Genomic DNA, 19,910 nt, shown 5'->3' with positions numbered 1-19,910 from the left:
AATGACCGGATTATTTCACCTCTTCATGAGGCAAAGTTTCAAGACGCAACGAAGTCCAGCATGGAAAGCCCTAATGCAATAGCTTGCATCAGACCCAAGCGCCTGACCTGCATATGGGCGCTTTCGTTTTAAAAAGCAAATGAAATAAACAACAGTGTCCTATGCAAATAAACATAGGACACTGTTTAAACCTTCATCAGATGATGAAATCAGCCAGAACCTGATTATCGGTAATATCCTGATAGGCCCAGCCCGCTTCCTTGAACTTCTTATCGAGAATAGCGAAGTTCTTCGCATCTTTCGTTTCAATGCCGATCAGCACAGAACCAAAATTTCGCGCCGATTTTTTCAAATATTCGAAACGAGCAATATCATCTTCCGGCCCCAGCAGATCGAGGAACATACGCAACGCACCCGGACGCTGCGGGAAGCGGAAGATGAAATATTTCTTCAGCCCTTCATAGCGCAGCGCACGTTCTTTGACGTCCGGCAGACGTTCAAAGTCGAAATTACCGCCGGAAACCACCAGAACAATGGTTTTGCCTTTGAGTTCGCTCTTCTTGAAATCTTTCAGAGCATCAATTGCCAGAGCACCGGCTGGCTCCAGCACCACGCCTTCAACATTGAGCATTTCCGTCATCGTGCCGCAAAGACGGTTCTCCGGCACATTAATAACGGATGATGCCGGATAGGTTTTGAGAATTTTGAAATTCTCTGCGCCCAGCTCACCAACAGCCGCACCGTCAACAAAATTATCGACGGTCTGCAGCTTGACGCGCTTGCCTGCTTCAAGGCTGAGTTTGAGGCTTGGCGCACCCTGCGGCTCGACAAAGCGAAACTCTGTCGGCCAGCCCAGTGCTTTCACATAAAGTGTAACGCCGGCAGAAAGACCACCGCCGCCAACCGGCAGCATCATCAGATCGGGGATTTTGCCTTCCGGCAATTGCTCGGAAATTTCCTGCGCAACCGATGCCTGACCGGTGATGATGCCCATATGATCGAATGGCGGCACCATCACCCCGCCTTCAGCCTTGGCATAATCCTGCGAGGCGGCATAGCACTGGTCAAAAATATCGCCGACCAGACGGATTTCGATAAACTCGGCACCGAAAGCGCGGGTCTTGTCGATCTTCTGCTGCGGCGTTGTCACCGGCATGAAGACCACGCCCTTGCGGCCGAAATGGCGGCAGACATAGGCGAAACCCTGCGCATGATTGCCTGCAGACGCACAGACAAAAACCGCATTCGGATCGGCTTTTTTAATCGCGGCAGAAATAAAATTGAATGCACCACGGATTTTATAGGAGCGTACCGGCGTCAAATCTTCGCGCTTCAGCCAGATATCCGCACCATATTTGCGCGACAAATAATCATTGCGCAGCAAAGGTGTTTCGCCGAACAGGCCGCGCATTTGCTGCGTAGCCTGTTTTACCGATTGTATAAAATCACTCATAGGAACAAATCAACTTTCTCGAAGCTACGCACATCCACCAAACCGATATCGGAAATGCGCAGTTCCGGTATCACCACAAGAGCCAACAGCGAGTGCTGCATATAGGCATTATTCAATGTGCAACCCATCGCAGCCATGGCTTTCACCAGCTTGTCCGCTTTTGCTGCAACGATCTCGGCACGTTCATCAGACATCAGTCCGGCAATCGGCATTTCCACACAGGCCAGTTCCCTGCCCTTGGAATAAAGCACCACGCCACCACCGATTTCACCCAGACGATTAACGGCTTTCGCCATATCTTCCTTATTGGTGCCGACAGCGATGATGTGATGGCTGTCATGGGCAACGGTTGAAGCCAGCGCGCAATCGAGCGTATAGCCAAAGCCGGACACGAAAGCATTGGTAATCTGTCCTGAACCGCGATGGCGTTCCACCAGAGCAATCTGGCAAACATCATTACGACGATCCATCTGCACAATGCCGTCGCTCACGGAAAGTTCGGCTTCCAATGCACGGGTCGGCGCCTGATTTTCAATGACACCGATAACGCGCGCCGTTACATTTTTAGTTGGCTTTGGTGATTGAATATCAAAGTCTTGTGCCGAGAACTTACGACCAAGCTTTACCGTGTTTTTCGCTTTTGCCGGATATTTATAAGGTGCAATTTCCGCAACCAGTTTGCCCTGCTCAGCCAGCAACACACCGCGTCCGTAAACGCGCTCAATCGTCAGCGCCGAGAGATCAGACACGATCAGGAAATCCGCACGGCGACCCGGTGTGATAGAGCCGATTTCGCGCTCTAAGCGGAAATGCTGAGCCGTATTAATCGTCGCCATCTGAATGGCCGTCACCGGCTTCAAGCCTTGCGCAATGGCATGACGCACAACGCGATCCATATGGCCTTCATGCACCAGAGTGCCGGAATGGCTGTCATCGGTGCAGAGCACAAAATTACGGGAATCCAAGCCCTGCTCGGTAATCGCTTTGACCTGTGTTGCCACATCGAACCATGCGGAACCAAGGCGCAGCATTGCGCGCATCCCCTGACGCACGCGGGCAATCGCATCTTCCGCGCGTGTGCCTTCATGGTCATCCTCAGGGCCACCGGCCACATAGCCGTGGAACGCACGGCCAAGATCAGGCGAAGCATAATGGCCGCCGACAGTCTTGCCTGCATTCATGGTGGCATCAATCACGCCGCGCATGGTCGGGTCATTATTGGCAACGCCGGGGAAGTTCATCACTTCACCAAGACCGATAATATTCGGCCAGCTCATGGCTTCCAGCACTTCTGCCGCACCGATTTCCGCGCCGCCATTTTCCAGTCCCGGTGCAGAAGGCACACAGCTTGGCATCTGCACATAGACATTGACCGGCATGGCCATAGCTTCATCATGCATCAGCCGCACGCCTTCAAGCCCAAGCACATTGGCGATTTCATGCGGATCAATAAACATGGAAGTTGTGCCATGCGGAACAACCGCACGGGTAAATTCTGTGACTGTCACCATGCCGCTCTCGACATGCATATGCGCATCACACAGACCCGGCACCAGATAGCGGCCTTCGGCATCCACAACCTTGGTTGTCGCACCAATGCAATGGGTTGCATCATGGCCGACATAGGCAAAACGCCCTTCGGCAATGGCAATATCAATGCCCGCAACAATCTCGCCTGAATAGACGCTGACCAGACGACCGTTGCGCACTACCAGATCGGCCGGTTTGCGCCCCATGGCAACATCAACCAGAACAGGCGCAGATGCTGCCCATGATTTGATTTCAGTTTTTGACTTTTTAAGATCTGATGATGACAAGATAGCCTCCATGGCATGACCGGTCATAAATATCCGGCGCAGGCAAAAATCAGTTTTGCCAAGTTTAGCCGGAAATTACCAGTTTGTTTTGATTGTTTAAGCAATTATCTCATCGGATTACACAGCTAAGCGGCGTCTCTCAAACAGCACAATAATTATTATAACACTGACTATATAATACTTTACAGCAAAAGCATTTTCATGGCAGCTTCAGGAAAATTCAAATCGGGAGCGATAGAATATGGACGGAAAAGTAGCGATTATTACTGCCGGTGGTTCAGGTATGGGCGCAGCGGCAGCACGCAAACTGGCGGATAACGGCTATAAGATTGCTGTGTTATCCTCATCTGGCAAAGGTGAAGCGCTGGCAAAGACCTATGACGGCATCGGCGTAACCGGCAGCAACCAGTCTAATGATGACCTGCAAAAGCTTATCGACAGCGCACATCAGAAATGGGGTCGCGTAGACGTATTGGTGAATAGCGCGGGCCACGGGCCACGTGGCGGTTTGCTGGATTTTTCAGATGAAGACTGGCATCGCGGCATGGATGTTTATTTCATGAATGTGGTGCGCTCTGTGCGACTGGTAACGCCAATCATGCAGGCGCAAAAAAGCGGCTCGATCATCAATATCTCAACATTTGCAGCCTTTGAGCCGGATCCGGCTTTTCCGGTCTCCAGTGTGTTCCGCGCCGGCCTCGCCTCCTATACCAAGCTGTTTGCAGACAAATATGCTGCTGACAATATCCGCATGAATAATATTCTGCCGGGCTTTATCGACAGCCTGCCGGAAAAGCAGGAATTCAAAGATCGCATACCAATGCAGCGCTACGGCACCGAGCAGGAAATTGCCGAAACCATCGCATTTCTGGCGTCTGACGGCGCGGGTTATATTACCGGCCAGAATATCCGCGTTGATGGCGGCATTACGCGTTCAGTTTAAGATTATCTTGCCGCGACCGGCATAGTCCGGTCGTGGCCACTCTTATGTGACGTGAGTTACATGAGACTAAATTACTGATTTCAATCAATATTGATTTTTGCAGAATATATTTATGCCGAGTGATATTCCGGCAGATTTTTCACTCAGCGCGCAATCTGCGCCTTGACTTCCGCCAGCAAATCACGGATCAAAAGGCAGGTTTCAGGTGCATAAAACATCTTGCACTGCGGACGTGGAGAAATCGGTAAACTCAGCAGACTTAAAATCTGCCGCTCTTAGAGCTTGCGGGTTCAAGTCCCGCCGTCCGCACCAGCTATTTCAATGACTTAGCTGGTGCTATTTTTTTAAGCGTTCTGCACGTTCTGATATCATTATCCTCTCAATGACAAAACTTGCGCTGATAAGGCGCTGTTTTCAGTATGAATTATTATTTGTCGAACCAGTCAGAGGTTTCCGCCTGCAATTTGTGTAAAATCTTACTGCTGATCTAAAACATATCAAGCATCAGTTATACGCGAACAGACTATATTGTCATTTTGGATATTTTATCATTAAGTGGCAATCGCATCTCTGAGTTGCAAAACAATATACGAAACATTGTTTCTTTGCTTTAACCATATTATCATGAAGATATCTTGCTTAATCAGCACACTCTTCTCCCATTATTTTATCGATATAATAGATGTGCTTTTGTCAGGTATATTATCCGTGGTGGATTTTTTATTTATTATTACAACACTGCTGCAAGTTTCTGCATTTTCTGCAACAATGTTTGGGCGAGTGCCTCATAATTCCCGTCAAAATGATGCCCGCCGCTGATTTTCATAATATCCGCACCTTTTAAAGCATCCGCAGTACAAGCCGTATCCTCTTCATCTTCACCATAGTCGCAGACGACCCGATCCTGTGGTATGGAAAGAATAGCCGGCAGCGTTTTCTGTTCCCCTTCAAAACCGAGCCATCCCTGAACGGAAATCTGAAAAGATGTTGTGGTTGAGACTCCCAGCAATCCTACCATTCTGATCCGGTTTTGCAGTGCCGGATCAAGATATTTCCATGCAAAAGGGAATGTATCAGCACCGAATGAATAGCCCAGAACCGCTATAGGTAACTTTCCGCCCGGATCTGCTTTCTTCAGTAAAGCTGTTGTATCGCGCGCAATATCCTCGGGTTTACGCTCGCTCCAGAAATAACGCAGAGAATCCACACCAATCACATGCACACCCTGCGTCTGCAACCACTCCCCGATGGATTTATCAATATCGCGCCAGCCGCCGTCTCCTGAATAAAAAACCGCTACATATTTTGCTTTGCCGCCACGTGCAGGTAAATCAACAACCGGCATAGCTGCATTTTGAGCATCCTGCCCGGCCATTGACAGCACCTCATCAGCGGCCACGCGTAAACGCTGATCCGGATCAGGCATATTTTGCAATATCGCAATATTCTGTTCGCGTGCAGCTTCCGGCTGGTTGGCTTGCAAGCCTCCCGCTGCAATAAGCAAAGCAGAAACCGGAAGTTCCTTACCATATTCATAAGTGAAACCGCCGTCCGGCGTTTTGCTGGCCAGCGCCTGTTCGGTACAGGATGGCAGACGTGTACTGGCGGGCACGGGATCAATTCCGACAGCACCGGCAATTGTAGCATCGGGTGAATCTGACGCAGCGGCGTAAGCAATCGTCGCCCCCTGCCCGATACCGGTTACAACAGGATGAAAATAAACATTCAGATCCAACGTACGCAAAGCCTCTTTGGTGATCGCTTCAAAGTCTGAATCGAGATAATTACATTCACCATCCTCTTTATCGAGTACTGCACGCCATTGCCGGAGATCAACCGGCAAGACAATCAGGTTGCGTGCCAGCAGCGCATCGGCAAAACGGCGTTCACGATCGCCGCCTCCGTTAAGATCGCTGATAATAATCGCCAGTCCTGCCGGATCGCCTTTCGGCATATAAACAGGAATCTCTGACAGCCGCTCCGCACTTACATGCGTTACCGGCTTGTCCGAAACAGTCAGACTTGCCCAGAAACGAAGCACTTTGCCCGGATGCATAGAAAAATAGATACCTGCTGCAATCAACACCAGCAATCCGAAGAGTCCCACAAGCCGTTTTGCTTTCATTTGCGAATAAACTCCAGCGGACTGCCGTTAATCAGTTTCGTAACGTCCAAAAGTGCGCGCGGCGTTTCAAATCCGCCGGGGCAAACCATGTAATGCGGTGTCCAGACAGGTTCGAATTTTTCCTTAAACGCCTTTAACCCGTCAAAATGATAAAGATCTGCGCCACGTCTGTAGACAAAAGAACCAAACCGGTTCCATCGGGAAGCAAGCCTGCTGCCACTTAAACCTGACAGAGGCGCTGCTCCGAGATTAAACCATTTATAACCCTGCTCTTTGCTGTAGATCAGCAATTTGGCAAAGAGCGCATCCATCAGTAATTTATGCGCATTCGGCATATAACGCATCAGATCGACGGTAATTTCGTATTTGTCACCACCGCGCCATAAATTGGCAAAAGCAACGATTTCGCCTTGCTGCCGGAGCACAGCCAGATCAAACCGCTTGAGGTAATCTTCATCAAAATATCCGAGTGAAAAGCCTTTTTCACTTCCGGATTTAAACTCCAGCCAGGCATCAGAAATCTCACGCAAGCGCGGCAACAAAGGCGGTACATCTGCTGCAGAAATAACTTCAAAGACTAACCCGTCTTTACTGACTTTACGATCTGCATAGCGGAAAGGCTGACGCCGCGCGCCCTCAAGAGAGAAATCCGCCAATTCCACCCGCGCCACTTCACCCAGCTTAAGGGCTACCAATCCCATATCCAGAAACAATGGCAGACTTTGCGGACCTACTCCGTAAAACACTGTGCGTAATGCCTGCTGATCTGCCAAAGCGTGAAATGACCATGCCAGTTCTTTTGCCGTAGAGATTTGGCCAACCGGTTCACCCAATGCAATCAGACTACCGCCCGACTGCGCATACATGATGAAAGCACTGTCGTCAGGCGCAAGGAGAAACTGTTTATCCCCCACCATAGCAAGAGCCGCATCCGTATGAGGACAGGCCGCAACTAAAGCAGGCACGGCTTCAGGAATGTCATGATTGGTATTTTGTCTGCGCTGGCTATGACGGTTGATTAATGTATGCAGACCAAAAGCAGCGACAACAGCGAAAACCAGTACTGTGGCACGCAAAAAACGTGGTGCATTGCTATTCCATGCAAAATCCCACCAAAGATCACTGGAATATTCGACATGGCGATACACAAAGAAACCAAGCCAGGTAGAAACCAGCAATGTTGTGCCAACGGTCACAATCCAATGCCAGCTTAGCTCAAAACTACCGGTGATCGGGCGACGATAAAATGAATCGCGAAACTCCCAGAGCACGACAGAAAAAAGACAAAGCGTAACAGCTTCTTCCCAATCCAGCCCTTTCGAAAGGGAGAAAACAGCGCCGCTTAAAAGTAAGAGCAATGCCGCCAGCCATGCACGCTCCAGCCGTTTTGCCAGCCCCCGCGCAACAATCAGCAAGGCAACCCCGACCAAGCTCGCGGCCAGATGAGACATTTCAACCAGAAATTCCGGCACAATGTCAGACAGCAATTCCACACGATAGCGCTTATCCGGCGTGGCTCCGGAAATCAGCAGGATAATTCCGCCCAGAAAAATAATACTGGCGCTCAGTCCCGGTATCAGCGGCTCAACCAGACGTTTGGCAAGTCGTGCCTGTTTGCCGAGCATATGCCGACGGCGCATGATCTCCCAGAATAACAGACCGGCTGCCGCGGTAACCAATGGCAAGACCGTATAGATAACGCGATAGGCAAGTAAGCCTGCAATGGCTTCCGGATTGCCGCCAAGGCCAAGACCGGCAATGATTGTTGCCTCAAAAGCACCAAGCCCGCCAGGTGCATGACTGGCAATACCCAGCACCACCGCAATTACATAAACAATAGCAAAAACCGCAAAACTTGGAACCGCGCCATCCGGCATCAGCACATAAAGTGTAGCAGCTGCAGCACCGACATCAACCAGACCGGCGAATATCTGAACCATAGCACCTTTTGAATCCGGTAATCGCAGGCTGAAAGTGCCGATCCTGATATGGCGTTCGCTGTGTGACAGCCAGTAAATAAGCCAGCCGATGCCACCAAGAATGACAAGTCCGGCCACAATATCAATACGGCTGTCAAAAGCGGACAGCCAGGGCACGTCCTGAGGGTCAATCAACAGTGCCGCGCCAACCATGATAATCAGGGCGAACCAGATGGCAAACCATGATGTGCCGACTATTTTGCCTATATCGGCAAGGCTGATGCCTTCCGCCGCATAAATACGGTAACGCAATGCACCACCGGTAAGCAGTGAAAAACCAAGCGCATTAGAGATTGCATAGCCTGCCGCTCCTGCAATCGCTGCAAGACGTTTTGGAATCTGCCCCGGAGCAATCGTCTCGACTGCGACCACGTCATATAGTGCAACAGCGGCATAGCTGAGCATTGTGAAAAATATGGCAAGGCTGATTGTTTGCCATGAAATCGTATGAAACGCCGCCATTGTCTGTGAACGGGACGTATTCTGCAGCATATTTTCCAATACATAGATTGCCAGCAGAACGACAACGAAACCGGCAACAGGAAAGAAAAAATGCTGATAGCGCTTTATCAGGTCAAAGCGTCGGGATGACTGTACAAGCCCTTCAGGCTGCAGTGTTGTTTCGGAATGTGCGTGTTGTTTTTTATCATTCGGAGCCGTCATTTATCGCTGCCTGCGCCATGAGAACGGGCGGATATTACGGCGCAGATTATGATAAATTTGTGGTGAAGTTTCAACGTGCGCTAAACCACGGAAAACTCTCAGAGTAAGGACGATAAAGCCAATATTCGTACTCACTCCGGCCGTGTGTATAGCTATGAAACATTTCTAATGCATTCATAGCTTCCACAAATGATATCAGTTTGCTGGGGGATAAAATGCCAGCCTGCTACTTAGCGACAAGAATTACTCGAACCCCATTTCAAATAGCTGTAACAATACATGAGGTAGATCCAGCAAAAATACTATCCCTTGCAAATGCCTCTTGCCTATAATCAGGTATCAAGACATCAGGTCAAAAAATGACCAACAACGCAATGAGGGGATTTCTCCTCACTATAGGTCACATGATGAACACAGTGTCCTATTTGCAAGCTTTGCGCCTCTTCCACCCGCATACTATATCAAGACCAATTGCTATTGAAACCGCTTGAGCGGCAGGAGTAACTCTATGAGAGCCTTTGGTTTTTTAAGTTTTGGTCACTATGTGAATGCACAGGGTTCGCAGGCGCGGACAGCCAGTGACATGCTGAAACAAGCAGTCGATATCGGCGTTGGTGCGGACGAACTTGGTGTGAACGGCGCTTATTTCCGCGTGCATCACTTTGCCCGTCAGCAGGCATCGCCAATGCCATTGCTGGCAACGATTGCAGCGAAGACAAAACATATCGAAGTCGGTACCGGTGTTATCGATATGCGCTATGAAAACCCGCTATATCTGGCTGAAGAAGCTGCTGCTCTCGATATTCTCGCAGACGGACGTATTGCACTGGGGATCAGTCGCGGTTCACCGGAAACAGTGGTGCGCGGTTACGAAACCTTTGGCTATACCGGCTCAACTGATCCGCGCGGCGCTGATATTGCACGCACGAAATTCGATTTGTTCATGCGTTCAATTGACGGCGAACGACTGGCACCGGGCGAACGTAGCACGACCGGCGGTCAGATGATGCCGATTGAACCGCGCTCTTCTACGTTACGCGATCATATCTGGTGGGGTTCTGCGACCCGTGAAAGTGCTGAATGGACAGGACAACAAGGCCTGAACATGATGTCATCTACTTTGTTGACGGAAGATGCGGGAATGCCTTTTGATGAGCTTCAGGCGGAGCAGATTATTCGTTTCCGCGAAGCCTATCGTGCGGCAGGTCATACCGGCGCTCCGCGTGTTTCTGTCAGCCGCAGCATCTTCCCGATTGTGAACGAACAGGATGCCGCTTATTTTGGTAATGCATCTGAAAGATATGACGGGGTTGGTATGATTGACGGTTTCCGTTCAACATTCGGCCGTACCTATGCTGCCGAACCGGACCGGCTGATTGAAGAGCTGAAAAATGATCGCGCCATTGCACTGGCAGATACTCTTATGCTGACAATTCCGAACCAGCTTGGGCCGGATTATAACCTGCATATGCTGGAATCTTTTGCCAAATATGTGGCTCCTGCCCTTGGTTGGAAACCAAACTGGGAAGGCCCTGTCACCGGCGATATAATCGGCTAAAAAACTATCCCTCAAGCCAGCGATGGCTTGAGGGATTATTTTTGAGTATTCTCATCACTGCGAAAACAAAACAGCCTTGGACTCAGGAGCAAAGCAGCGTGATTTATTTAGTTCGTCACGGCCCAACGATTTTTAACGCTGCCGCACGCTGGCAAGGACAAGTCGACTCTCCGCTAACCGCGCTCGGATTACGTCAGGCTGCTGCTGCAGGTGTAACTCTTCGCAAAAACATCATCTCCGATGATATTGCTCTCTTTTCCAGCCCGCTAGGCCGTGCGCATAGCACTGCAAAAATAATCGCCGAAAAACTGGGCAAACCGGATAAAATCATACTCGACCCGCGCCTGATGGAAATTGGTATGGGGTCATGGGAAGGTCTTACGGATTACGAAATAGAGCAGGAATGGCCGAATGCCCGTGATGGATTGGAACGCCATGAATGGTTCTTTCACTCTCCGGACGGTGAAAGCTTTGAAGATATGTCCGCCCGCGTCCAAGACGTACTGACTACTATTGAAGAACATCAGGCTCAGATCAAAATCATCGTTTCGCATGGTGTGACCGGCCGGATAATTCGCAGTATTTATGCCAATATCCCGAGAAATGAAGCACTGAAACTTGAAGTCCCTCAGGATGTTCTGTTCGGATTATCCGGTAACGGGACTATTGAGCGGATTGCTTACAACATATGAGCCAGCAAACACCCTCGCGCAAACAAAACTGGTGCCTGTCTGCAATCATATCCGTGATTTTTGGCGCGCTGACGGCCTTTATATTCTATTATCTGGTCTTTTTCGGTGCGGGAAATGACGGCTATGCGATTATATATTGCGTTTTTACGGCGCCAATCGCCTTAATTTTCGGCCTGTGGGGTGTGTTTTACTGGCGCAGCAGTATCGCCGTTGCCGGCCTGCTTCTGGGGCTTTCACCGCTTATATATTTATAAAATGCTTACAGCACGAGGCACCCTGCCCGCTATGAACAGAGTGCCAAAATCAGTATATTATTTCAGCTGTTCAACCAGAGTTTCCTTAACAACAGTATCGAATGAATCTCCGCCACTGTCTTTGCTCAGCTCAGCTGTTTTCTTGGCTATATAATCATCACGCTTGCTGATGAGACCTGCCATTTCCCCTTCAAGTTTCGTGCGTTCCTGTGCATTGCGGTCGAGAATTGCCTGTTTCTCCTGACCGGATTTGCCGCGCATATTTTCCGGCAATTCCTCATCCTTCACGGCATCCAGTTTTTGTTTGCCGTTCTGCACATCCGCGACAAGATCACCGCTGCCGGTTACAACCTCTTTAGCGCCGCCTTTTTTCGAGTAATAGCGTGAATTATCAACCTTTACAGCTGCAGGAGCGGCAGATTTTGCATCCATCTTACTGAAAAGCTCAGCCTGAACTTTTGAACTACCATAGGCAATCACGGTTTTATCAAGATTTTGCTGAACAACGATAATTTCGTTGTCAAACGGCGTTTCCATAACAGTGATATTACCGCCGTCCTGCGGAATTTCTATATAACGCCCGTGTCCGAGCTGGGCAATTTCCCGCCAGACTTTGGTCGTGTCAGGATCATCACCGGCCTGAATTGTATTGACGGTGATTTTATCTTCTTTCGCACGTTTCAGAATTTGCGGATATTGCCATGTGTTCGGATAATCCATATGCGGCGGCGCATCTCCGACAAGGAAGATGATCCGTCTGGTATTGTCATTTTTAGTCCATTGCAGCTTGCGGACAGATTCATCCAGCGCTTCATTGACGGATTCGGGTGTATCGCCGCCGCCGTCGGCCTCAAGCTTAATCAGCTTGCCGTACAGCCCCTGAACATCCGCGCTCATATCATAGGATTTCACGACATATTCATCGCCCTGGTCACGATAGGCCACCAGTGCCATACGAATATCCGCATCGGGATTCACATCAATGATGGTATTGGCAATCGACCAGATCTTCTTTTTGGCCCCGTCAATAAGACCGGCCATTGAGCCGGTTGTATCGAGTACAAAAGCGACCTCAATACGTTGGTTCTGGTCATTACCGGCTGCAAAAACCGGTGAAGCCAATGCAGTGACAGCAAGACCGGCAGCAAGTGTTTTTCCGAAAGCGCGCAAAGAACGAACCATTATTTTCCCCGAAGAATAAACGATGCCTATGCTTTGCGGCGGAATGAGGCATAATTGGGAGCCTGATCGGACAATATTATGACCCGCAGGTTTTTTATTATTTTTTGCAATATTTATTTAGCTGTCTGTACAATTTTAAATGTAATAGTAAATTCTTCGCGCTTAACTGAATAAAAGCGCCACTATGACAATTACAAGAGAACAACCGAGATCAACGCATGATACGTATTCTGTTTCTTTTTCTGGGTCGTGAAATCATCCAGAGACATTGGAAAACACTGTTCGTCATCGGCGTTCTCTGGCTTCTTGTCGGCCTTGCTATTCTGATTGATGCACTGGACGGAGATACCCTGCTCCGCCCGTATCTTTTTGCTTATTTTCTGGTGCCGGAAGCGGCTCTCAGCCTGCTTGCCGCAGCCGGTAGCGAAGGCACAGCCAGACAGATGCGCATAGTGCAAGGGATTGCATTATTTGCTGTCGGTATTCTTATTTACACTTCCAGTGCCGCCAGCAATTTCTTTCTGGCCATGGTGTTTGGCCTGTGTTTTCTCGTTGACGGCAGTATGCGTATCGCCAGCGCGTGGGTTGTGCGCTATCCGCGCTGGAAGGCCGGTATTGCCGGTGGTGTGCTGGAACTTATTCTGGCGGTTGCAACCTTGCAGCCATGGCCGACCTGGTATGAAGGCACTGTCGGCGCCAATGTCGGCGCGGTTATCATGCTCACCAGCTTCGGTATTATCCATGTTGCGCTTCGCATTCATAGTCTTGAGGCCGGTGCGCCGCTTTCACGTCTTTTCGGTCGCAGCAGCCTGCTCTCCGCAATGACAGCGCATCATGAAACGGATGAGAAAAACCCTAAACGCGGCGAATTAATCGTTCATGTCTGGACACCAACCGGCACGGCCATGACACCGCTGCGTCAGCGCGCGATCAGCCGCTATATCGCTGCCGTTGATGCCAATGGCGTTATCTCCACCGGCCATGCGGCTCTGGAGCTGGTGCCTGATGTTTATATCAGCCACTATCCGGCGGTAGAGATTGACCGTTCTCCCAATGAGTTCAGCCGCACTTTGCGCGCCACAGCCGATAATAATATCGAAGGCAGATTTTTACCTGATTATAAATCGGAGGCCGCAGACTGGTGTGAATCTACGGTACAGGTGGTTATCAATAATATTGATGAAGATAAGCTGCGTGCTTTCTGGAAGACCTACAAGGCCGACAATACCTATAATCTGACAAACCGCAATTGTTCCAGCGCAGTGGCTGATGCTCTGGATGCCGCATTGGAAGGTGTTTACCGGAATAAACGCTGGCCGGTCTTCTCAGCATTCCGTGCGATTGTTTATCCGGAACTCTGGGCTGCCAGCATGATGCGCAAGCGCGCAGAAACCATGGCATGGACACCGGGTCTCGTTCTTGATTATGCCCGTGCGCTGAGTGCCATCGTTGACCCGAAACCCGGTTTCTGGGTGCCTAAAATATTCCTGAAAACAAGATCAGAATAAAACGCAGGCATATATTGAATATGCACGCGCCGGAGCAAAAGCACCGGCACGTTTTATTTTTTGCGAAGATCAGACTTTCATTTAGCGATCAGGGAAAGCCGCGTTCAGGTTCCTGTCAGGAAAACCATTCACTCGTTTGTCCAAAGTACAGAACTTCAAGGACGACGAGTCATGGCATTGAATATTCCGGCAGAGTTGCGCCGCCCTCATATCGAGAGCGTAACCTTAAGTATCATCACGGCCGGCTATCTGACCGCAGTAAACAATGCAACATTCTGGCACCGCTCAGAGGAGCTGCTGCCAACCGGCGCGCTTCTGGCGCTTGTTGCGGGCATATTCTGCCTGTTAACAGCGCTCTGCATCACTGTTTCCGTGAAATATCTCACCAAACCGCTGTTTATTTTTCTCATTATGGTTTCGGCCACGGCATCATGGTTCATCGATCAGTTCGGAACCATCATTGATGTGGAAATGCTGCAAAGTGCGATCGACACAACCAATGCCGAAGCGGGACATCTCATCAGCTTCGGCTTCATACGCCATGTCGTTATATTTGGCATTCTGCCTTCCCTGCTGATTTTATGGGTAAAAATCGAGCACCGTTCCTTCCTGCAAAAAGTGAAGCAGAATTCTGCTTTTATCTTTCCTGCGCTTTTTGTTGCTGTGGCGCTCTTTATGCTGAATGCCAGCACTTTTACCTCGCTGGGGCGCGAACATAAGGAATGGATTGCAACGCTCAATCCGGTGATGCCGATTGGCAATGCTGTCAAGCTGGGCATCCGCTCCGGTAAAAATCAGAATATTATTGTGCAGCCGCTCGGTACGGATGCCAAGGTTGCCAATGCTGTTTCAGGCAATAGAAAACCGCGTCTGACGATTGTTATTGCAGGTGAAACTGCCCGTGCAGAAAGCTTTTCCCTCGGAGGCTATAAGAAAAACACCAATCCTGAACTTGCCCGTCAGGACATCACCTATTTTTCCGATACCAGCAGTTGCGGCACCATCACAGCGGTATCCCTGCCATGTATGTTCTCGGTTTACACACGCGATGAGTACACCCATGAGAAGGGTCTGGAGACGGAAAACCTGCTCGATGTGCTGAAACATGCCGGTGTGCATGTGGAGTGGTGGGACAATAATACAGGCCACAAATCTGTTGCTGATCGCGTGACAAGTGAAGCGCTGTCGACATCAGACAATCCGAAATATTGTAAAAACGGCGAATGTCTGGACGGGATTTTTCTGGATAAACTCGATACATGGATGTCCGGCATAACACAGGACACAGTGCTGGTGATGCACCAGCTTGGCAGTCACGGTCCGGCTTATTATCTGCGCTATCCTGATGAATATCGCCGTTTTACACCGGATTGTCAGAGTGCTGAATTTTCAAAATGCAGCCGCGAAGAAATTCTCAATGCCTATGATAATAGTATCGCCTATACGGATCATATTATTTCATCGGTTATCGACCGGCTGCGCGACAAGCAGGACAAGCTCGACACCTCGCTGATTTACATGTCAGACCATGGTGAATCCGTTGGTGAATTTGGCCTCTATCTCCATGGTGCCCCCTATTTTGTAGCACCGTCACAGCAGACTCACGTGCCTTATGTGCTGTGGCTCGGAAAAGATGCCAAAGCCACAATCAGGCAGGATTGTCTCGCGAAAGAAGCAACCGAGCCGCAATCTCATGACAAGCTGTTCCATACAGTTCTCGGTCTGATGCAGGTGAAAACACAGGTTTATTCTCCGGCTCTGGATACGCTCTCTTCATGCCGCGTGAACGGGCAGACAAATCCGCAGGTTGCTAATTCTGTGGCTGTTCGCAGATAGAAATCACATTATATACTTGAAACCGGTTACAGGGTGACGGATTGTCTGCGGATAATCCATCACCCTGCCTGTTTTCAGACTATCCGCCGGAGATTGCTGCTTGAGAGTTCTTCTTGTTGAAGATGATGATACACTTGGTCAGGCCGTGCGCGATCATGTTCTGGCAAGCGGTCATGCTGTTGACTGGATGCAGACGGCTGAAGATGCGGCATTGGCTGCGACAAGCGTTGCTTATGGCCTGATCCTGCTTGATCTGCGTCTCCCTGACGGCAGCGGCCTCACCATTCTCAAAGATTTGCGGAGCGCCAATAATCCGGTGCCGGTTATCATATTAACGGCGCATGACCAGATATCAGACCGTATTGAAGGGCTGAATGCAGGCGCAGATGATTATCTGGTAAAACCGTTCAATCTCGATGAGCTGACCGCACGTATGCTGGCCGTGTCACGCAGATATGGCGGCAACAGCGCATCGGTTCTGCATGTCGGTGATCTCGAAATCAAAATCTCCGAGCGCAATATCCTGTCCCCGCAGGGTGAAATTATCCTCTCGGGACGCGAATGGGCAGTGCTGGAATGTCTGCTCCACCGCTCCGGTGCTATTGTTTCCAAAGCCCAGATTGAAGAAGCGCTTTATGCATTTGGCTCGGAAATTGAGAGCAATACGGTCGAGGTCTATATCAGCCGCCTGCGTAAAAAGCTCGGTCATGACCGGATAAGTACGGTGCGTGGTGTGGGTTACAAAGTTGAGGACAGAACATGAAGTCTCCCAGCCTGATCGGACGTCTCATGTTTTCTGTAACCACGGCTGTGGTGACATTTTGGGTCGTCGCCGCTGTCGGCGGCATATTGGTGATGCGGGACGAATTTGCTGAAATTTTTGACAGTGCCTTGCAGGAAACTACCGAACGGCTGACGCCGCTCATCGTCGACGACATTATGCATCGTGACCAATCCGGTGCAGTTCTGTCGCTGGACAACGGCGCTCAATCCTCATCCCGCCAATATCTGACCTATCAGGCCAGAGACGCCAGCGGCAAAATCCTTGTTCACTCCTCGGATATTATCGACGGTGCCTTCCCTGCGCCATTGGCTGAGGGTTTCTGGGAGGATGATACTGCGCGCTACTATACTGTCGCCGCAGCCGATAATACGATCTTTGTTCAGGTCGCGGATCAGATGAAAAACAGGCGCGAAGCCATCAATGAAGGTGCGCTTGCCCTGCTGCTGCCGATCCTCGTGCTTGTGCCGCTCAGCCTCTATATTATCCGCCTTGTTGCGCGGCGTTCGGTTAATCCTATCGGCGATTTGCGACAGGCAATATCCGAGAAAGACAGCGGAGATCTGACACCGATAAAAGCTGAAGGACTGACGATCGAGCTTCAGCCGATCGTGCATTCGGTCAATATTCTAATGGGACGCGTGCAATCTGCTCTTGAAGCAGAGCGGGCATTCACCGCAAACAGCGCCCATGAATTGCGCACGCCGATTGCCGGTGCATTGGCGCATACGCAATTGCTGATGACAGAAGTGAAAAGCGCATCGGGCAAAGCGCGGGTCGAACAGATCGAATCATCGCTGCAAAAACTGAAACGACTGGTTGAAAAACTGATGCAGCTGGCACGTGCAGAAGCCAATATAGCGCTTGCGGATAAGCCGGTGAATCTCCTGAGCGTCCTTGATCTTCTGGTGGAGGAATTTCAGCGTAAAATGGCTTCCAATGACCGGATTATTTATCAGCGCCATGCTGAAGCCAGTCTGATGAAGCCGGTCAATGAAGACGCTTTTGCTATTGTCATAAGGAACCTGCTTGAAAATGCATTGCTTCATGGTGCGCAGAATGAACCGGTTATCATTCAGGCCGATAAAAACGGTACGATCCGCATTATAAATAGCGGCAAGAACCTTACTGCGGAAGAATTACTGCGTGTTCAGAAAAGATTTGGCCGCGGCACAACTGCAGCGCCGGGTTCAGGACTTGGTATTCCCATTGCCACTGAAATTGCCGGTCAGATGCACGCCCGCCTGCAATTTTCCTCCCCGCCAAGCGGGCAGAAAAACGGCTTTGAGGCTATACTCAGCTTCTGACAAGCTGAATGACGTTTAAATTTGTGAAATCTGCGGAACCTTATGGAACAACCGGCATCCAATAGTCTCTGAGAGGAGAAAATTCATGTCTGTTTTGCTGCCCGCCGCTGAACCGCAAGAAGCGGCTCTCGTCTCCCGCGCTGCCGCCGGAGAAACGGAAGCCGTCCGTCAGATCATCAAGACGCATAACCAACGCCTCTACCGGCTCGTACGTGCGGTGTTACGCAATAATGCGGATGCCGAAGATGTGTTGCAGGAAGCCTATCTAAACGCCTTTACCCATCTTGATACATTTGAAGGCAGTGCTTCGCTCTCGACATGGTTGTCGCGCATTGCGCTCAACGTGGCACTGATGCGACTTCGGGCACAAAAGCGCCTGAAGCGCACAGCAGTCACTGTGCCAACTCCAACAGCGGGACACATGGATGCAGAGATTATTCCCTTTCCGCTTTCCCATTCCACCACTGCCGATCCGGAGCGTATCATGGCGCAGCGCCAGCTTCTCACTCTCGTCGAGGAAGCCACTGATGCGCTTCCTGAAAGCTTTCGTCTTGTCTTCGTCGCCCGTGTGATTGAAGGGCTGAGTGCAGAGGAAACTGCCGCTGCGCTCAATATTCCGGTCGCTACGGTCAAGACCCGCCTGCATCGCGCCAGAAAACTCATCCGCACACAGCTTGAAGAACAGATCGGGCCGATATTGATCAACGCCTTCCCATTTGCCGGCACACGTTGCGCCCAGCTGACTGAAGCCGTGATTACAAAACTAGCTCTCGAAAAATAACGGGAACCTCTCCGGCGGGCTGACATCAAATGTAGTGTCAACCGAAACAGGCGCTGAGCAAAACGGCGCCAAGGAGAGTCCGATGAAAACTCTGATCGCTGTACTCGGCACTGCCGCCCTTGCATTCACCAGCTCGCTCGGGTTGGCTGCTGACAAACCGACCGATCCTCAGATCGCCCATATCGCCTATAGTGCCGGTGCCATCGATATTGAAGCGGCCAAGCTTGCACTGTCAAAAACGACGAATCCCGAGGTTAAAGCCTTCGCGGAATCGATGCAGAAAGACCATGCAGCCGTCAATGAAATGGCTCTGGCGCTCGTCAAAAAACTCAATGTAACGCCGGAAGATAATGCCACCAGCCAGTCACTGGCCAAAGCGGGTGAAGAAGAACGCGCCAAGCTAGATAAGCTTCAGGGAGCTGCCTTCGACAAGGCTTATATCGATAATGAAGTCGCCTATCACAAGCAGGTGAATGGCGCACTGGAAACGCTGCTGATCCCTTCTGCTCAGAATGCAGAGCTGAAAGGCCTGCTGGAAACCGGTTTGAAGCTGTTTCAAGGCCATGAACAGCATGCCGAACATGTTGCGGCCAGCCTGAAATGACCGCGCTCCTTCTCAACCGACGGCAGCTACTCGCTGCCGGTGCGGCGACACTCGCCGCAACACAATTGGCTCGCGCCCATAACGGCACTGTCCACGTGGTCCTTGAAAAGCTGGCCTTCGTGCCAGCCACGATCGCGGTAAAGGTCGGTGAGACCATTGAATGGACAAATAAGGATCCTTTTGCCCACACTGCCACAGTTAAAGGCGGCTGGGAGGTGATGATCCCGCCCGGCAAAGTGGCAACTCACATCGTTACCGCTGACGATACGGTCGATTACTACTGCCGCTTTCATCCCAATATGAAAGGCAAGATTACGATATCGGGTTAGAAAAATATCCCTGTCGGAATAAAACCGGCAGAGTCATTTCGATATCTACTGGCAGTGGTTGCTCTGCTTGGCGGCCACTGCCATAACTTTTTATGCCT

The 19,910-nt window shown here is 50.4% G+C and carries 16 protein-coding genes and 1 tRNA gene; 12 read left to right on the top strand and 5 right to left on the bottom strand.

Going from position 1 to position 19,910, the window contains the following annotated elements; genetic code table 11:
• Positions 1 to 196: 196 nt before the first annotated feature.
• Both ilvA and ade read right to left on the bottom strand, forming a co-directional pair.
• On the bottom strand, positions 197 to 1,453 hold the full coding sequence (gene ilvA / locus LDL70_RS06790; protein ID WP_225687952.1) for a threonine ammonia-lyase IlvA: 1,257 nt from the start codon (positions 1,451 to 1,453) through the stop codon (positions 197 to 199).
• The gene (ade, locus tag LDL70_RS06785) at positions 1,450 to 3,189 is read right to left on the bottom strand and encodes an adenine deaminase (RefSeq protein ID WP_225688440.1); all 1,740 of its coding nucleotides are present in this window, start codon (positions 3,187 to 3,189) and stop codon (positions 1,450 to 1,452) included. Before ade ends, ilvA begins: the two co-directional genes overlap by 4 nt.
• 322 nt (positions 3,190 to 3,511) lie before the next feature.
• On the opposite strand from ade, the gene LDL70_RS06780 reads away from it, so the two are divergent.
• Entirely contained in the window at positions 3,512 to 4,213 is a 702-nt protein-coding gene (locus tag LDL70_RS06780; protein WP_022712091.1) for an SDR family oxidoreductase, read from the top strand.
• 226 nt (positions 4,214 to 4,439) lie between these two features.
• Positions 4,440 to 4,525 (top strand) — tRNA-Leu (locus LDL70_RS06775).
• A 418-nt stretch (positions 4,526 to 4,943) separates the two neighbouring features.
• Here the strand turns inward: LDL70_RS06775 and LDL70_RS06770 are convergent.
• Entirely contained in the window at positions 4,944 to 6,338 is a 1,395-nt protein-coding gene (locus LDL70_RS06770) for an AcvB/VirJ family lysyl-phosphatidylglycerol hydrolase (RefSeq protein WP_225687950.1), read from the bottom strand.
• Positions 6,335 to 8,980, bottom strand: coding sequence for a bifunctional lysylphosphatidylglycerol flippase/synthetase MprF (mprF, locus tag LDL70_RS06765; protein WP_370637787.1), 2,646 nt, complete (start codon positions 8,978 to 8,980; stop codon positions 6,335 to 6,337). The genes LDL70_RS06770 and mprF overlap by 4 nt, the downstream gene beginning before the upstream one ends.
• Before the next feature lie 508 nt (positions 8,981 to 9,488).
• Between mprF and LDL70_RS06760 the strand changes: the two genes are divergently transcribed.
• The 3 genes from LDL70_RS06760 to LDL70_RS06750 are packed head-to-tail and all read left to right on the top strand — an operon-like array spanning position 9,489 to position 11,484.
• Positions 9,489 to 10,538 (top strand): LLM class flavin-dependent oxidoreductase, encoded by a 1,050-nt coding sequence (locus LDL70_RS06760; RefSeq protein WP_075655216.1) that lies wholly within the window; start codon positions 9,489 to 9,491, stop codon positions 10,536 to 10,538.
• A gap of 41 nt (positions 10,539 to 10,579) precedes the next feature.
• Positions 10,580 to 11,230, top strand: a complete 651-nt coding sequence (locus tag LDL70_RS06755; RefSeq protein ID WP_225687948.1) for a histidine phosphatase family protein — start codon at positions 10,580 to 10,582, stop codon at positions 11,228 to 11,230.
• On the top strand, positions 11,227 to 11,484 hold the full coding sequence (locus LDL70_RS06750; RefSeq protein ID WP_151159188.1) for a hypothetical protein: 258 nt from the start codon (positions 11,227 to 11,229) through the stop codon (positions 11,482 to 11,484). Before LDL70_RS06755 ends, LDL70_RS06750 begins: the two co-directional genes overlap by 4 nt.
• Before the next feature lie 57 nt (positions 11,485 to 11,541).
• Here LDL70_RS06750 and LDL70_RS06745 read toward each other — a convergent pair whose 3' ends face one another.
• A complete protein-coding gene (locus LDL70_RS06745; RefSeq protein WP_225687946.1) occupies positions 11,542 to 12,666 on the bottom strand; it encodes a VWA domain-containing protein in 1,125 nt (374 codons plus the stop codon).
• A 218-nt stretch (positions 12,667 to 12,884) separates the two neighbouring features.
• Here LDL70_RS06745 and LDL70_RS06740 point away from each other — a divergent pair, with 218 nt between their 5' ends.
• The 7 genes from LDL70_RS06740 to LDL70_RS06710 all read left to right on the top strand — a co-directional run bounded on the left by LDL70_RS06740 (position 12,885) and on the right by LDL70_RS06710 (position 19,812).
• Positions 12,885 to 14,174, top strand: coding sequence for an HdeD family acid-resistance protein (locus LDL70_RS06740; protein ID WP_075655220.1), 1,290 nt, complete (start codon positions 12,885 to 12,887; stop codon positions 14,172 to 14,174).
• 171 nt (positions 14,175 to 14,345) lie between these two features.
• Entirely contained in the window at positions 14,346 to 16,010 is a 1,665-nt protein-coding gene (locus LDL70_RS06735; RefSeq protein WP_225687944.1) for a phosphoethanolamine transferase, read from the top strand.
• Between the two features lie 100 nt (positions 16,011 to 16,110).
• Positions 16,111 to 16,773, top strand: coding sequence for a response regulator transcription factor (locus LDL70_RS06730; RefSeq protein WP_220159632.1), 663 nt, complete (start codon positions 16,111 to 16,113; stop codon positions 16,771 to 16,773).
• Positions 16,770 to 18,098 carry a HAMP domain-containing sensor histidine kinase gene (locus tag LDL70_RS06725; protein ID WP_225687943.1) on the top strand — a complete coding sequence of 443 codons (1,329 nt, stop codon included), beginning with the start codon at positions 16,770 to 16,772 and terminating at the stop codon, positions 18,096 to 18,098. The genes LDL70_RS06730 and LDL70_RS06725 overlap by 4 nt, the downstream gene beginning before the upstream one ends.
• Positions 18,099 to 18,183: 85 nt before the next feature.
• Positions 18,184 to 18,879, top strand: coding sequence for an RNA polymerase sigma factor (locus LDL70_RS06720; RefSeq protein WP_225687941.1), 696 nt, complete (start codon positions 18,184 to 18,186; stop codon positions 18,877 to 18,879).
• A gap of 82 nt (positions 18,880 to 18,961) precedes the next feature.
• Entirely contained in the window at positions 18,962 to 19,483 is a 522-nt protein-coding gene (locus tag LDL70_RS06715; protein ID WP_225687939.1) for a DUF4142 domain-containing protein, read from the top strand.
• Positions 19,480 to 19,812, top strand: coding sequence for a cupredoxin domain-containing protein (locus LDL70_RS06710; protein ID WP_225687937.1), 333 nt, complete (start codon positions 19,480 to 19,482; stop codon positions 19,810 to 19,812). Before LDL70_RS06715 ends, LDL70_RS06710 begins: the two co-directional genes overlap by 4 nt.
• Positions 19,813 to 19,910: the final 98 nt, after the last annotated feature.

It is taken from the genome of Pseudochrobactrum sp. XF203, from assembly GCF_020341615.1.
Classification (GTDB): Bacteria; Pseudomonadota; Alphaproteobacteria; order Rhizobiales; family Rhizobiaceae; genus Pseudochrobactrum; species Pseudochrobactrum saccharolyticum.
The sequence above is the reverse complement of the archived record's forward strand: the minus strand, read 5'-3'. Positions and strand labels throughout refer to the sequence as shown.

Bases quoted from the DNA above. Each gene is read 5' to 3' on its own strand.
- LDL70_RS06760 (WP_075655216.1), top strand. From the start codon at position 9,489: ATGAGAGCCTTTGGTTTTTTAAGTTTTGGTCACTATGTGAATGCACAG.
- LDL70_RS06740 (WP_075655220.1), top strand. From the start codon at position 12,885: ATGATACGTATTCTGTTTCTTTTTCTGGGTCGTGAAATCATCCAGAGA.
- LDL70_RS06725 (WP_225687943.1), top strand. From the start codon at position 16,770: ATGAAGTCTCCCAGCCTGATCGGACGTCTCATGTTTTCTGTAACCACG.
- LDL70_RS06750 (WP_151159188.1), top strand. From the start codon at position 11,227: ATGAGCCAGCAAACACCCTCGCGCAAACAAAACTGGTGCCTGTCTGCA.
- LDL70_RS06715 (WP_225687939.1), top strand. From the start codon at position 18,962: ATGAAAACTCTGATCGCTGTACTCGGCACTGCCGCCCTTGCATTCACC.
- LDL70_RS06770 (WP_225687950.1), bottom strand. From the start codon at position 6,338: ATGAAAGCAAAACGGCTTGTGGGACTCTTCGGATTGCTGGTGTTGATT.
- LDL70_RS06710 (WP_225687937.1), top strand. From the start codon at position 19,480: ATGACCGCGCTCCTTCTCAACCGACGGCAGCTACTCGCTGCCGGTGCG.
- mprF (WP_370637787.1), bottom strand. From the start codon at position 8,980: ATGACGGCTCCGAATGATAAAAAACAACACGCACATTCCGAAACAACA.
- ade (WP_225688440.1), bottom strand. From the start codon at position 3,189: ATGGGGCGCAAACCGGCCGATCTGGTAGTGCGCAACGGTCGTCTGGTC.
- LDL70_RS06720 (WP_225687941.1), top strand. From the start codon at position 18,184: ATGTCTGTTTTGCTGCCCGCCGCTGAACCGCAAGAAGCGGCTCTCGTC.
- LDL70_RS06735 (WP_225687944.1), top strand. From the start codon at position 14,346: ATGGCATTGAATATTCCGGCAGAGTTGCGCCGCCCTCATATCGAGAGC.
- ilvA (WP_225687952.1), bottom strand. From the start codon at position 1,453: ATGAGTGATTTTATACAATCGGTAAAACAGGCTACGCAGCAAATGCGC.
- LDL70_RS06745 (WP_225687946.1), bottom strand. From the start codon at position 12,666: ATGGTTCGTTCTTTGCGCGCTTTCGGAAAAACACTTGCTGCCGGTCTT.
- LDL70_RS06780 (WP_022712091.1), top strand. From the start codon at position 3,512: ATGGACGGAAAAGTAGCGATTATTACTGCCGGTGGTTCAGGTATGGGC.